We start from the raw sequence: 14,514 nt of genomic DNA, 5'->3' as shown, positions 1-14,514 counted from the left end.
GCGTTTGCCCTACAGGCCGCCTGGCACCAATTGACCGCCGCCGGGGAGCGGCAGGGTCTGGCCGTTCAGCGCCGGATTACGATATTTGTCATAGCTCAGCGTATGGCCCTGACTGTCGATCTGGGCCGGATCACCCGTCAGCTTGCCAACCGAGGAGTTGGCTGTCAGCGTCCAGCGGCTGGACGCGTCGAGCGAGACATCTGTGTTGCGCGTGGTCTTGCCGGTCAGGTGGGAATTTTCGCTCAGGTTCACCGCGATGTGGCTGATGGCGTCAGTGACGAAATCGCCGGTCAGAATTTGATGGCTGACCGACAGGGTGGCGTCGCCGCCATTGCGGCCCAGTTCGCCCCATTGGTCCGCTGCCGCCTTCAAAATGACGCCGCTGGCTGTGGTCAGCTCGACCGCATCCATTTTAATTCGTGTACGGATGTTTGTGACGTAAAAGCCGGCGCGCCGGCCGCTGAGATGCCCGCCCGTGAAGGTCAGGGCGGCGGCATGATCCTCAGGTGGCCCCATCATATCCATGGCGGGGCGCATCCCCGCCTTCGCGTCTCTGGGGCGTTCGCCGGCTGGGGTTTGTCCACCGCCAGGTCCACGACCGCCTGGCGGCGGGCCGCCCCGATCCATACCCCCTTGAGGGCCTGAAAGCGGCACGCCATCATCCTGCGGCGCTTCATAGATCATCACGCCATAACCATCGCCCAAAAGACGACTGTCGCTGAAGCTGGCGCGGTGCTGGCCATTGATGACCAGCCCATCGGCGCGTCCGGCCCTGGCGGAAATACGTTCGGCTTCCAGATCGCCGGATAGCGAAATGGCAGGCGACAAAGGCCCTTCGGTGACAAACTGGCTGTCGCTGATCCGCACGGGCTGGCCCCGTCCCATGACCGAAAGCGCCATGGCATGATCGGATACGGTGGCGACGGAAATCTTGCTGGCCACGAGGCTGGCGCCGGGCCGGACCTCAAGCCCGTAGGCGCCGGTGCCTTGCGTCGTCAGAGCCACACCCTCCATCTTAAGCGCGGAGCCTTCGCCGCTGACATAAGCGGCGGTAGCCCCTTGTCCGAGCGTGGCGATATGGCCGCCGGTCATCAATACCTGTGAGCCGCTGTCGATCAGCAGGGCAGAGTTCATACCGTAGGCACGCGTATCGGCCACCAGAGAGGCCGCGCCGGTGGTGGCGATATCAACGCTGTCGAGCATGATCTGGGCGCCGCGCAGAGCATATAGGCCAGACATGTCGGGCTTATCGGACGGAATCGTCTGGTGACTGAGCGTTCGCGCCACGCCGGCAAGGGTCAGCACGCCTTTGAGGCGTTGTGATACGGCGATAACGGCCGGCGCCGGACGGTTATCGATCGGGGCGCTGGCAGGCTTGCCCTTGGCGCCACCGGGCGGTGGACCTCCACCCATACCGCCCATATTGCCGCCGCCCATGCCTTGTGAAAAGGCCGGAGCGGTCAGCACGAGGCTAAGCCCTGTCAGCAGGAAAAATCGGGTAGCGCGCATGGAGAAGCCCTCGGTTGAAGCGAGCGGCTTAGCAAGCGAAAGGGGCAAGATTTTGCAGCCTTTGTATCAGGCTTGACGCTTACCTCTGAAACGCCTTGACCACCTCAAGCGCCGCGAACTCATCGTTGCGGATCGAGGTGATGGTTTCCTTGCTGCCGTAAAGCGCACGGATCGCTTCGGGCACCTCCGGCTGGAAGCCAAGCGCCGAGGTGACGAAATCGGGGAACTTGGCCGGATGGGCGGTGGCCAGGGCGATCTGCGGCTGCGATTGTCCCATGCCGCGCTTGAGCGCTGCGGCCACGGCTACGGCGGTATGCGGGCAGATCACCTTGTTCCATTTTTTGTAGGCGTAAGCGATGGTCGCCTTTGTCTCGCCTTCGGAAATCGTGCTGGCGCTCACCTGAGCGTTCAGCGCGCCTTGCAGGTCGGGGGAGAGGAAGACCTTGCCGGTGGCGTTGAAAGTATCAAACAGGCCCTTGACGCCTTCGGCATGGCGGCCGGACGCCTCGAACACCAGACGCTCGAAATTGGACGGCGCCTGCACGTCCATCGAGACAGATGCGGTTTCAACCGCCTGATGGCGAACATAGTGGCCGGTATTGATCGCCTGGGCGAGGGCGTCGTTGCGGTTAACCGCGGCGTGGATACGGCCGACATTGCCGCCGATCTTGCGCCCCACCCAGCCGGCGAAGGCGTCGCCGAAATTGCCGGTCGGCACCACGAATTCGGGATGATCGGCGCCGGACGCGGCCGTGGCGGCGAGATAATACGGCACCTGACCGAGCAGACGCCCCCAGTTGATCGAATTGACGGAGGAGACGAGGCCGTTCTGCTTCAGGCTTTCTTCCCCGAGCAGGCGCTTGACCATGCGCTGACAGTCGTCGAAATCGCCTTCGACGCCGATATTGAGCACATTGTCGGCCTCGACCGTGGTCATTTGCAGGCGCTGCACGGGCGACACGCGGCCGAGCGGATGGAAGACGACGAGGCGGACGTGTTCGGAACCGGCGAAGGCGCGCACGGCGGCAGCACCCGTATCACCCGATGTGGCTGTGACGAGGGTCAGGGTCTCGCCATTCTGCGCCAGGGCGGCGTCGGTCAGCGGCGCGATCATCTGCATCGCCATGTCCTTGAAGGCGAGCGTCGGGCCGTGGAACAGTTCCAGAATCCACAGATTGTCCTCGACCTGAACCAGCGGCACCTGACCGGCCTCATTGAGGAAGGCGGCTCTGGTGCGGGCGGCCGCTTTTTTCACGGCCTCAGCCCCCAGCACATCGACGCCGAACAGGGTCAGCAGTTTTTCGGTCAGATCGCCGTAATCGCCGGCGGAAGCGGCGGCGAGGTCAAAATCAGGGGTCGGATAGGTTTCGGGCACATAAAGGCCGCCATCGGGCGCCAGGCCATCGAGCAGGGCGCCAGCAAAGGTACGGGGTTCGCGGAAGCCGCGGGTGCCTACATAGTTCATTTTGTTACCAATTTTGCCAAATGACGTAATGGCTTGCGCATGTGCCCGCATTGCCGTTATGAAGCGCGCGAGTTATCATTTAAAGTCACTCAAATAAAGGCCTTCATGTCATCTGACGCCACAAAAACGCTTCCTGATGTTCTGGTGTCGGCCAGGCGCATCACCATCAAGGTCGGCTCGGCCCTGATCGTCGATGCGGCGTCAGGTGTGGCCGATGCGGCGTGGATGCGCGGGCTGGCCGAAGATATCGCGGCCTTGATGGGTGAGGGCAAGTCGGTGCTTCTGGTGTCGTCGGGTGCCGGCGCTTTGGGGCGTCGCTATCTGGGCCTGAACTCGTAAGAAGCTGAAACTTGATGAAAAACAGGCCGCCGCCGCCGCCGGTCAGCCGCGCCTGATGAGCGCGTGGGAAGAGGCCTTTCAGGCGGTAGGGCTCAAAACCGCGCAGGTTTTGCTGACGCGCGAGGATACCGAGAAGCGCCGCCGCTGGCTCAATGCGCGCGCCACGATCGAGACCCTGTTTGATCTCGGGTGCGTGCCCATCGTCAATGAAAACGACACGGTGGTGACCGAGGAAATCCGTTACGGCGACAATGACCGGCTGGCGGCGCGTGCTGCGCAGTTGGCGCGTTCGGAAGCGCTGATCCTGCTGTCCGATGTCGATGGTCTGTATACGGACGATCCGCGCCGCAATGCGGCTGCAGAGCATATTACGATCGTTGAAAAGCTCGATGCGTCGATCGAGGCGATGGCCGGTGGGGCCAATGCGCAGGCGGGAGTCGGCACCGGCGGCATGGCCACCAAGATCGCCGCCGCCAAGATCGCTGGTTCCGCCGGCTGCGCCACCCTGATCGCGTCGGGGCAGGTGGTCAGGCCCCTTTCGGCGCTTGGTCATGGCGCGAAATTCACCCTGATCCGGCCGCAGGCGTCCTTGAGCGCCGCCTATAAGGCGTGGATCGCCGGCACAGTGGTGCCCGCCGGCAAGCTGATGCTGGATGAGGGCGCGGTGCGGGCGCTGCATAACGGCAAGAGCCTGCTGCCATCAGGCATTGTCGAGGTCACCGGCCAGTTCGACAAGGGCGACAGCGTATCGATCATCTCGCCGGCGGGGCTGGAAGTGGCGCGTGGTATTGTCACCTATTCCGCCGAGGCTATCCGTGCCATTCGTGGGCGCGGCAGCCGCGACATTGAAGCGATTTTGGGCTATACATCTGGCGATGAAGTCATCCATCGGGATGATATGGCTTTGGTTTAGGGGGGGGCAGCATGGGTGTATTGGTCCTGATCGGTTATTTTGGGATACCCCTAGCTGCGACTTTTTCGATTGTCTGGTTCCTGCAAGGGCTAACTCGAAATCTGGCACTTTTATTTGTCTTTAGTCTCATTGGCGCATTGTTTGCCTACAGTTTTTCAGAATATCTGCGGCTAAGCCACGGCCCTCATGATGGCGGTATGGATGCATTTTTTGAAGACGAGAGCGCTTTCGGTTTAGCTGTATTTTCTATTTTTATGGGCATATCGGCCGCTATTGGCGCATCAGCGAGCTTCATACTGCGTTATATTGTCAGCAAGCGTTCAAAATCCGCCAATCTTCAAAGGTATGATGCGTGACTTGCGCAGTTCGCTAACCTTCCTTACTTTATGTGTAATTCAACAGGATCATGACCATGGACGACCAAAGCCGCCAAAATACGAATCTGGCGCTGACCGACCTGATGACCAACATGGCCCGCAAGGCCAGGCTCGGCGCGGAAGCTTTGCGGCTGGCCGGACCAGAGGTGCGCACCACGGCAATTCTGGAAGCGGCGAAGTCAATCCGCGCGCGTGAGGCGCAGATCCTCGCCGCCAATCTGGAAGACCAAAAGTTCGCTCGTGATAAAGGCCTGACGGAGGCCATGATCGAGCGCCTGATCCTTAATCCGGCGCGTGTCGAGGCCATGGCTAAGGGCCTTGAAGAAGTAGCGGCGCTGGCCGATCCGGTCGGGCGCGAACTGGCGCGCTGGACGCGGCCCAATGGTCTCGATATCGCCCGCGTATCTACCCCCATCGGCGTCATCGCCATCATCTATGAGAGCCGGCCGAACGTGACGGCCGATGCCGCCGCCCTGTGCATCCGTTCATCCAACGCCGCCATCCTTCGCACCGGTTCGGAAGCGCTCAATTCGGCGCTGGCCATCTATGCTGCCTTCGAGGATGGTTTCCGCGCCGCCGGCCTGCCCGACAGTTGCGTGCAACTGGTTCCAACCTCGGACCGCGATGCCGTCGGCCTGATCCTCGGCGGTCTGGACAAGACGATCAATCTGATCATTCCGCGCGGTGGTAAGTCGCTGGTGGCGCGGGTCCAGGCCGAGGCGCGCGCGCCGGTTCTGGCCCATCTAGAAGGCCTCAACCACACCTATATCCACGCCGACGCCGATGCGGAAAAAGCCGTTGCGGTGACGCTGAACGCCAAGATGCGCCGCGTCTCGGTGTGTGGTGCGACCGAAACCCTGCTGATCGATGCCGCCGTGGCGCCCGATCTGCTGCCGAAAATCGCCACCGCGCTCGAAGCCGCCGGCTGCGAACTGCGCGGCGATGTGATGTCACAAAAGCTTCATCCGATGACGGCGGCCACCGAAGAGGACTGGCGGACGGAATATTCGCTTGCCATCATTTCGATCAAAGTGGTCGATGATATCCAGGCGGCCATCGATCATATCCGCACCTATGGTTCGGGTCATACTGAGGCGATCATCACCGAAAACGCCGAAGCGGCCGAGACCTTCCTCAATGCGGTCGATTCCGCCATCGTCATCTGGAACGCCTCGACGCAATACGCCGATGGCGGTGAGTTCGGCTTTGGCGCTGAAATCGGCATTTCCACCGACCGTCTTCATGCGCGCGGCCCGGTTGGCGTCGATCAGCTCACCACGTTCAAATATGTCGTGCGCGGCCATGGCCAGACGCGGCCTTGAGCCCTTTAACCTGCCCTTTACACCGCGTCACCAAACTGTCGTCAAAGCGCTATAAACACAGCGTTCTTTTGTAGTATGGGTTGAGCGGGCTTATTTTCAGCAGGTTTCATGGATAATCGCAGATCGGTTTGGCATATCATCCCCGCGGGATCGGTGATCGGCGTTGGCGTCCTGATCGCCATGTCGTTCTATGCGCCTTTGCATCCGTTCCTGATCTTCGTGGCGCTGCTGATTGTCGCCTACACCATGTTCAAATATCTGGTGCTTTTGGGTGATGCCGAAGAAAAGATTCGCGCGCTGAAGGCGCCGGAAAAGCAGGTCAAGGTGCAGCCGGAGGGACCGAGTTTCCAGGAGGTGCTGCGCGCCGTGCCTGATCCGGTCATGATCGTGTCCGGTCATGAGCCGGATGATATCGCCGCCCGCCGCGTCATCTTCGCCAATGCAGCAGCGCAACGTATCTTTCATATCGCCGATCGCGGCGGCCCGCTGGTGAGTGCTATCCGTGTGCCGGAAGTGCTGGAATGCGTCGATGAAGCTCTGTTCGGTGGCATCAGCGGCTCGGTCGATTTTGAAATGAGCGGCGGTGCGCGTGATCAGTTCTGGCGCGCTTTTTCGGCCCCCTTGCCGATGGAAAACAAGCACGATATGGCGCAGCGCCTGGCCCTGCTGGTCCTGCGCGATGAAACGGATTCACGCCGCATGGAGCGGATGCGCGCCGACTTCCTGGCCAATGCCTCCCACGAACTGCGCACGCCGCTGGCCTCGATCACCGGCTTTATCGAAACCCTGCGCGGACCGGCGCGTGACGATGAAAAGGCGCGCGACAAGTTCCTCAGCATCATGGGCGCGCAGGCCGACCGGATGGGCCGGCTGATCGCGGACCTGCTGTCTTTGTCACGCATCGAGATGAGCGAGCACGTGCCGCCATCGGGTGAGACCGACCTGCCACTGGCGGTGCGCGATGTCGTTGACAGCCTGACCGTGATTGCTCAGCAGAAGAATGTGAAGCTGCGCATCGAAGGGCCGAAGCCCGGCCTCTATCCCATTATCGGCGACCGTGATCAGATCCTGCAGGTGGTGCAGAATCTGGTCGATAATGCGCTCAAATACGCGCCGCAAAATTCCGAGGTCAGCATCGAGATCTGCCTCGATGTTACCCTGCCGCAGGCGGTGGCGCTTTCGGATGGCAAGGCGGCCAAGCTGGTCCTGCTGCGCCCCGATCGCAACGTCCACGACTACTACGCCCGCATCACCGTGCGGGATAATGGCCCTGGCATCAAACGCGAATTCCTGCCGCGTCTGGCCGAACGCTTCTATCGCGTCGAGGGCCAGAAGAGCGGCGACCGCCTGGGCACCGGCCTTGGCCTCGCCATCGTGAAGCACATCATCAACCGTCACCGTGGCGGGCTGGTGGTGGAAAGCCAGGGACCTATCTCGGCCAGCGACGATGATATTCTGGAACGCGACGGCAAGGTGACCGCCCTGCCGCAGATCGCGCCGCAGACCTTCACCGCCTTCAGCGCCTATTTCCCGCAGAGCCGTGCCTTCGGAACGGCGGAGACGCCGCGCCTTGTCGTCGATGCTGCCGCATCGCTAAAAGACGCCGGATAGCCTATTCGGGGCTTTTTCAAGCGTCTATTATAAAACTGTCACAAAATACGCCTAATGGGGCTATAGATTTTGGTAATACAGGTGCGGGATACTTGTCAGCTGGCCCGCTTCGTCAGCTATCAAAATCAGGGAATTTCAAAGGTGCCGATCAAGATGAACAACCACATCGTAAAAACCTACGGCGACGAACTCGACCAGCTTTCGGCCGAAGTCGTGCTCATGGGCGGTCTGGCCGAAGCGCAGGTTGCCGACGCGGTTGACGCCGTGGCGCGCCGCGATGTGGCCCTGGCGCAAAGCGTCGTCGCACGCGACCACAAGCTTGATGAGCTGGAAAAGGATATCGAGCGCAAGTGCATCCGCCTGATCGCGCTGCGTCAGCCGATGGCCGAAGACCTGCGCAAGACCGTGGCAGCCATGAAGCTGGCGACCGCTCTTGAGCGCACCGGCGATCTGGCCAAGAATATCGCCAAGCGCGCTATCGTGATCTCGGAAGCCGAGCCGATGACGCCGCTGACCCGCTCGATCGAGCGCATGGGCAAGCTGGTGTCGTCGCGCCTGCGTGACGTGCTGGACGCCTACAAGGGCGGCAAGGTTGAACTGGCGCAGAGCGTCTGGGCCTCCGATACCGAGGTCGACGAACATTACAACGCCCTGTTCCGCGAACTGCTCACCTACATGATGGGTGATCCGCGCACCATCTCGGCCTGTACGCACCTTCTGTTCATGGCCAAGAACCTTGAGCGCATCGGTGACTACGCCACCAACATGGCCGAGCACATTCATTTTGAGCTGACGGGCGAAGACTATGTCGAGAGCCGCCCGAAAGCCAATACCCTCAGTAACCTGGAATAGATTTTAGGCCCGCATGAAGCCCTACATCATCATTGCCGAAGACGAAGACGCCCTGGGCACCCTGCTCAGCTATAATCTTGAAAAAGAAGGCTACGAGGTCGGTCAGGCCAGCGATGGCGACGAAGCCCTGGTGATGATCAAGGAGCGTCTGCCCGACCTTCTGGTCTGCGACTGGATGATGCCGAAAGTATCGGGCATCGAGGTCTGCCGCCGCCTGCGTCAGCAGACGACGACGCGGAACCTGCCGATCGTCATGCTCACGGCGCGTTCGGAAGAGACCGACCGTATCCGTGGTCTCGATACCGGCGCCGATGATTACGTCGTCAAGCCGTTCTCGATGGTTGAACTGATGGCGCGCATTCGCGCTGTTCTGCGCCGCATCCGTCCGGCGCTTTCGGAAGATCGCGTCGAGTTTGGCGAAATCTCGGTTGATCGCCTGTCGCACCGCGTTCAGCGCGCTGGCCGTGATGTCCACCTGGGGCCTACCGAATACAAGCTGCTTGATTATCTGATGCAGTATCCGCGCCGCGTTTTCAGCCGCGAACAACTGCTCGATGCGGTCTGGGGCAATGACGTCTATGTCGAGGCCCGCACGGTGGATGTTCATGTTGGCCGCCTGCGCAAGGCGCTCAACAACGGCGCCGAGTTCGACCCGATCCGCACGGTGCGTTCGGCCGGTTATTCGCTCGACCTGCAAAACTAAGACGGCGTCTTAGGTCGTGCGGCTAATCTCCACGCCCGGCCGCGGGTAGGGTGGGGTTTCGCTGAGCTCGAACCGTATTTCCTTGTTGCGGTAGTCAATACTGACCGAGGAGAACTGGCGCAGATAATCCATGCCGATCAGCAGGGCGGGGCGGTCCTCTTCTATTTTCCACATCGAAAAATCTGGCACATCCGCAATGACCAGGGTGCCATCGGTAAACGACAGGTCGCGTATACGAATGCGATAGATGGGAATAAGTTCCCCGGTGACCGTGCCGCCGGTGACGCCGGTCAGCGTCATGATGGAGGAACTGTCCAGATTGTGATTGCGGCTGATCAGTTTGTTGTACAGCGCCCGGTTACCGACGGACACCTCGGCGCCGCTGTCGATAAAGGCGATGGCGCCCACACTGTTCACCATGCAGTCAAAGACGCGCAGACGGCCGTTGTTGCCGCGCGCACGGACACGGGCGGTATCCGGCCCGGTGGCTTCCGGCTCATGGAGGGCTTGCTCTACATGCAGGGCATGGTTCTGGAAATCGAAGGTGACGCGCGTGCCGTTGATGGCGTCCAGACCCAGATAACCGTCCGCGAACAGGTTGCTGCGGGGCAGGACCGGCAGGGTGAGCCCATGGCTTTGAAAGGGTCCGAAAGACAGGTTGGCGACCTGCACGGTCGGCACCGTAACCCGACCGCCAATGCCTTCGAGTATAATGGATTTGTCCTGCTTAAGGCCAAGAGCTGCGGCGACATTGCCGGCGATGACCGAACGCTCGGCGCCGGTATCGACCACAAAACGATAGGGTCCTTTTCCATCGATCATGACCTCGATGGTCAGGTGGTTGTTGGCGTCCGTGCGGGCGGCCAGGCTGGCTGAGTCGAGACCGGCAGGGCTCGGCTCACTGCCCGGCTTTGGCTGTAGAGGGTTGGCGATGATGGTTTGCGTCAGGCCGGGCCAGGGCGCCAGCAGACCCGCGCCGGCCAGGAGGCTGCGCCGCGACCAGCGGTTAAGAGACGTATCTGTCATATGTGTTTCCCCCGGATCGTCTGCGCGCGCCGGAGAAAAGCATAACATTGTTCTTTATGACTGCAAGGCTGGACTAGAGCCCGACGAAGAAAGTCTTGGAGCAATATTCGCAGGTGATATGCACCTTGCCGTCAGCTTCCAGCATCTCAGCCTGTTCTTCATTCGAGAACGACTGCACAAGGCCTTCGACGCGCTCCTGCGAACAACGGCACAGCTTATGCACCGACTTGAGCGCGCTCAGGCGCACGCCGTCCTCGTGGAACAGGCGGAACAGCAGGCGGTCGGCTGTCAGGTCGAAATCTGTCAGTTCTTCCTCGCCCAGCGTCTCGAACAGGGCGCGGATGTGCTGGAAGGATTCCCGTGTATCGCCACGCGTTGCATCGCCGGCAATCGCCTGGATCATGGCGCCAGCGGCTCTCCAATGGGGGCCATCAACATCCATATATTCCGACGCCGCCAGCTTGATCTGAGTCGGCACCTGTTCGGACTGGCGGAAATAGTTCTCGGCGCACAGGGCCAGGCTCTCGCCTTCGATCGGCGTGATGCCCTGATAGCGCTCACCGTGATCTTCCGGATCGAGCGTCATGATGAAGGTACCTTTGCCGAGCAGGGACTGCGCTCCCAGAACTCTGGAAGCTGCCTTCGTTGGCCGCCACCAGCGCCGCCAGTTCATCCTTGTCGAAACGGCAGAAGCCGCGCAGGCCGCCCTTGGTGTCGTAATCGGCCACCACGTAGCGCACAACGCCATCGCCCTGCGCCTGCAGTATCAGACGGCCCTCGAATTTCAGCGACGCCCCGACCAGAACGGCCAGCACACAGGCTTCGCCGAGCAGGTTAGCGATCTGCGGCGGATAGTCGTGCGCCTTCAGGATCTGGTCAAGCGTCTCGCCCAGCCGGACCAGCCGCCCATGCACAGGGTGGGCCTCGATAACGAAGCGGGCGGAGTAGTCTTCGGTAGGATCGATGATGTCGGGCATATATTCGCGCAGAAAACTTGAGGTTTTGGTTTCAGATTTTACGGGTTTGGCAGGCCACTTAGTCATTTGGCAGTCATCAGTCTATAGTTTTAAAGAATTAGGGGCCGCAATGCCATAATAAATGGCGAAGGCGGTTGTGCGGGGGGCACTTTTATCCTATTTGCGGCGGCATTAGCTCAGTCGGCCACGTGTGGCCATGAAGTAGCAAGCCGGGCGAACGGCTCCTTGAGCCGGTGACGCCCTTAGAGCGTAATGGTAGGCCATTCCGTTCTAAGTTTTTTTGTTGCGCCTCATGTTTATCCAAAAAGTGCCAGCCACTTTTTGGCATGAGGCTTTAGATAGGCGCGACCGCGATGAATGCAAGCTTTCCCCAACCGAACCTCGCCACCCTGGTGCTGGATTTCGATTTCGACCTTCACCTCGGTGGAAGCGCTCGATATCTTGGCGGAACTGCTGAGCGCCGCCGATCCGGCCCGCGCTGCCGATGTCGCCCATATCAAAACCCTGACCGATCAGGCCATGTCGGGCGAGATATCCTTCGCTGACGCTCTGTCGCGCCGCGTCCAGATCCTCAAGCCGACGCGCGAAGATATCGCCGGCCTGATCGAGGTGCTCAAGACCAAGGTCAGTCCGTCGATCGCGCGTAACCGGGCTGTGTTCGCAGAGAACCCCGGCAAGTTCCGCATCATCTCCGGCGGTTTCCACGATTTCATCGATGCGGTGGTCGCCGATTACGGCCTGGCGGCCGAGTATGTGCTGGCCAACCGTCTGATCTGGAATGACGAGGGCGTGGCTATTGGTGTCGATCAGGCCAACCCGCTGTCACAGGATGGCGGCAAGGTGGTGGCCCTGACCGGTCTTGGCCTGACAGGACAGGTGGTTATGGTCGGTGACGGCTGGACCGATTTCGAGGTCTTCAAGGGCGGTGCTGCCGAGCGTTTCTACGCCTTCACCGAAAACGTGGTGCGCCCGAAAGTGGTCGGCGCCGTCAACGGCGAGACCTCGCAGGTTGCGGCTTCATTCGATGAGGTGCTGCACACCGAAGGCTATCAGGGCCGCTACAGCTTCCCGCGCTCGAAGCTCAAGGTTCTGCTGCTCGAAAATATTCACCCCGACGCCGTGCGCGCCTTCCGCGAAGAAGGCTATGACGTCACGACGGTCAAGGGCGCGCTCGATGAGGACGATCTGATCGAAGCCCTGCAAGGCGTCCATATCCTTGGCCTGCGCTCGAAAACCAACCTGACGGCCAAGGCTGTCGAAGCCGCCGACAAGTTGATGGCGGTCGCCGCCTTCTGCATCGGCACCAATCAGATCGACCTCAAGGCCTGCTCGCAAAAAGGCATCGCCGTCTTCAACGCGCCCTATTCCAACACGCGTTCGGTGGTGGAAATGGTGATGGGCCTGACCGTCATCCTGACGCGCAACATCTATGACAAGTCCGTCCAGATGCACACCGGAAAGTGGGACAAGTCGGCCACCGGCGCCCACGAAGTGCGCGGCAAGACGCTCGGTATCATCGGCTATGGCGCCATTGGTTCGCAGTTGTCGATCCTGTCCGAAGCCTTCGGGATGCGCGTCATCTATTTCGATCTCGCCGAAAAGCTGACCCTCGGCAACGCCAAGCGTTATCGTTCGCTCGATGCCTTGCTGGCCGAAGCCGACGTCGTGTCGCTGCACGTCGACGGCCGCGGCGAAAACAAGAATATCTTCGGCGCGGCGCAGTTCGCCCGCATGAAGGATGGCGCCCTGTTCATCAACCTGTCGCGTGGCCATGTTGTCGATATCGACGCCCTGGCTGCCGCGCTGAAATCCGGTAAGATCTATGGCGCCGCCGTCGATGTTTTCCCGGAAGAGCCGCGTACCAATGACGATCCGTTTGAGAGCCCGCTGATGGGCCTCAAGAACCTGATCCTGACGCCGCATATCGGCGGCTCGACCGAAGAAGCGCAGGAAGCTATCGCCGAGTTCGCCTCGGAACGTCTGCTCAACTTCCTTAACCGTGGCGACACCACCTTCTCGGTCAACATGCCGCATGTCCAGTTGTCGGAAGTGGAGGGGCGTCACCGCTTCTTGCACCTGCACAAGAACGTGCCGGGCGTTCTGGCGGCGATCAACGTCATCATGGCGAAGTATGAGCTGAACGTGCTGGCCCAGCACCTCAAGACCAACGAAGCGCTCGGTTACGTCATCGTCGATGTCGATCGCGGCTATCCGAAGGAAGCGCTGGAAGAACTGAAGGCGGTCAACGGTACGCTAAAATTCCGTTCGCTGGTCTAAGCGCGTATCGCTGGGCTGTAAATCGCCGTCTGTCTGCGCGCTCTTGCTCGTGTACCAAAGTACACGTCGCGGCGTGATGCTCGACAACCAATGATTTTCGCCTCAGCGCTCCGGCTTAGACGGGCCGGTGATTAAGGCCGGAACCTAGTCGAAATACACAGCATTGTCTTCGGGCGCTTCCGGCGTCTTTTTAACCGGTGCTGCCGGACCATTTTTCAGGCGCAGCCAGGCGTCGTAGACCTCCTGCGGCACCTTGGCGGGTCGTCGGCTGTCGTCCGTCATTTTCTGGATAAAGTTGAATTTCAGACCCATGCGCGTTCCTGCAGTCCAGGCTGCGCTGCCACGCTTGACGGAGATGGTGGCCAGATCGATCAGCCAGATTTCGGCGGGTACGATATCCATATGATTGAGGGCGACCCGGGCGCCGCTGGCGCTTGAATCCAGGATGCGGCAGGTGATGATTTCGCGGCTGGAAAGAAACAGCAGCGCACCCTTGTCATCCCGCGCGTGGCGCGGTTCGGCACGGCGGTCGGTATACTGTTCCGGCATGATAACTTCGACCGGACCATGGTCCCGCTGCGGTGCCCTGGTGGCAGGCTGTGGGGCGTTGAGGTGTCGAAAAGGTGTGGTCATAACAAGCCTGATATGGAACGTGAAAACGCATGCGCTGGAAAGCACATGAAGAATACGCTACGCTTTACACTACAGAACCATGCCGGCTGAGCCGGACGATGCGTCCGGTCACGGCCCGTGGTACGGGTGCGGGAGGACGGCGGTTGGTCTAAAACACCCGAAGGTGCTGTGCGGCCCATGTTAAGCCTGTTTCGTTTAAAAAGGGTTTGTACGTGCGCTAAAAAGATGCGGCATATGCGAACGGCTGTGGATATAAAGTTTGTGGCCGCCCCTTGACATTATAATGACGAACAGGCATTTACGCCTCTTCGCTTCTGCGAAATAAATGTTTTTACGCTATGTGCGCGTTTTCCAGTTGAATTCACTCAGGTAATTCTCGGACTGATGCGCTGCCCAAAAGGCACTAGGCTGGCCGCGTGAGGTATGCTCTTTCAAAGGAGTACATACCGCCAGTGATCCAAGATCGCCGCTTTAAGCGATCTGCCATCTATAAAAATAACCGAAGTCCGT

General features: G+C 60.4%; 10 protein-coding genes and 3 pseudogenes. 8 read left to right on the top strand and 5 right to left on the bottom strand.

What is annotated here, in order from left to right; all coding sequences use genetic code 11:
- Positions 1–9: 9 nt before the first annotated feature.
- Together ABQ278_RS16395 and thrC are read right to left on the bottom strand one after the other, a co-directional pair.
- Complete coding sequence (locus ABQ278_RS16395) at positions 10–1,509, bottom strand: hypothetical protein (protein ID WP_349320544.1); 1,500 nt, start codon at positions 1,507–1,509, stop codon at positions 10–12.
- A gap of 79 nt (positions 1,510–1,588) precedes the next feature.
- Complete coding sequence (thrC, locus tag ABQ278_RS16390) at positions 1,589–2,974, bottom strand: threonine synthase (RefSeq protein ID WP_349320543.1); 1,386 nt, start codon at positions 2,972–2,974, stop codon at positions 1,589–1,591.
- Positions 2,975–3,079: 105 nt separating this feature from the next.
- Here thrC and proB point away from each other — a divergent pair.
- The 6 genes and pseudogenes from proB (at position 3,080) to phoB (ending at position 9,091) form a co-directional block, all read left to right on the top strand.
- Positions 3,080–4,226: pseudogene (gene proB / locus ABQ278_RS16385) on the top strand (glutamate 5-kinase).
- A gap of 11 nt (positions 4,227–4,237) precedes the next feature.
- Complete coding sequence (locus ABQ278_RS16380) at positions 4,238–4,582, top strand: hypothetical protein (protein WP_349320542.1); 345 nt, start codon at positions 4,238–4,240, stop codon at positions 4,580–4,582.
- A 56-nt stretch (positions 4,583–4,638) separates the two neighbouring features.
- Positions 4,639–5,925, top strand: coding sequence for a glutamate-5-semialdehyde dehydrogenase (locus ABQ278_RS16375; RefSeq protein WP_349320541.1), 1,287 nt, complete (start codon positions 4,639–4,641; stop codon positions 5,923–5,925).
- A 108-nt stretch (positions 5,926–6,033) separates the two neighbouring features.
- Positions 6,034–7,536, top strand: coding sequence for an ATP-binding protein (locus ABQ278_RS16370; RefSeq protein WP_349320540.1), 1,503 nt, complete (start codon positions 6,034–6,036; stop codon positions 7,534–7,536).
- 153 nt (positions 7,537–7,689) lie between these two features.
- Positions 7,690–8,388, top strand: coding sequence for a phosphate signaling complex protein PhoU (gene phoU, locus ABQ278_RS16365; RefSeq protein ID WP_026172581.1), 699 nt, complete (start codon positions 7,690–7,692; stop codon positions 8,386–8,388).
- Between the two features lie 13 nt (positions 8,389–8,401).
- Positions 8,402–9,091, top strand: coding sequence for a phosphate regulon transcriptional regulator PhoB (phoB, locus tag ABQ278_RS16360; protein ID WP_018080440.1), 690 nt, complete (start codon positions 8,402–8,404; stop codon positions 9,089–9,091).
- 9 nt (positions 9,092–9,100) lie between these two features.
- Here the strand turns inward: phoB and ABQ278_RS16355 are convergent, their stop codons facing one another.
- Together ABQ278_RS16355 and ABQ278_RS16350 are read right to left on the bottom strand one after the other, a co-directional pair.
- Positions 9,101–10,117 carry a retropepsin-like aspartic protease gene (locus ABQ278_RS16355; protein WP_349320539.1) on the bottom strand — a complete coding sequence of 339 codons (1,017 nt, stop codon included), beginning with the start codon at positions 10,115–10,117 and terminating at the stop codon, positions 9,101–9,103.
- 73 nt (positions 10,118–10,190) lie between these two features.
- Positions 10,191–11,094, bottom strand: a pseudogene (locus ABQ278_RS16350) (Hsp33 family molecular chaperone).
- Positions 11,095–11,451: 357 nt separating this feature from the next.
- Between ABQ278_RS16350 and ABQ278_RS16345 the strand changes: the two are divergent.
- Positions 11,452–11,955, top strand: a pseudogene (locus tag ABQ278_RS16345) (HAD-IB family phosphatase); the annotation flags it as partial.
- Between the two features lie 171 nt (positions 11,956–12,126).
- A complete protein-coding gene (gene serA / locus ABQ278_RS16340; RefSeq protein ID WP_236621632.1) occupies positions 12,127–13,371 on the top strand; it encodes a phosphoglycerate dehydrogenase in 1,245 nt (414 codons plus the stop codon).
- Between the two features lie 144 nt (positions 13,372–13,515).
- Here the strand turns inward: serA and ABQ278_RS16335 are convergent, their stop codons facing one another.
- Positions 13,516–13,920 (bottom strand): hypothetical protein, encoded by a 405-nt coding sequence (locus tag ABQ278_RS16335; RefSeq protein WP_349320538.1) that lies wholly within the window; start codon positions 13,918–13,920, stop codon positions 13,516–13,518.
- Positions 13,921–14,514 lie beyond the last annotated feature (594 nt).

It is taken from the genome of Asticcacaulis sp. MM231, assembly GCF_964186625.1.
Lineage (GTDB): Bacteria > Pseudomonadota > Alphaproteobacteria > Caulobacterales > Caulobacteraceae > Asticcacaulis.
This window is presented reverse-complemented; position numbering and strand designations above follow the sequence as displayed.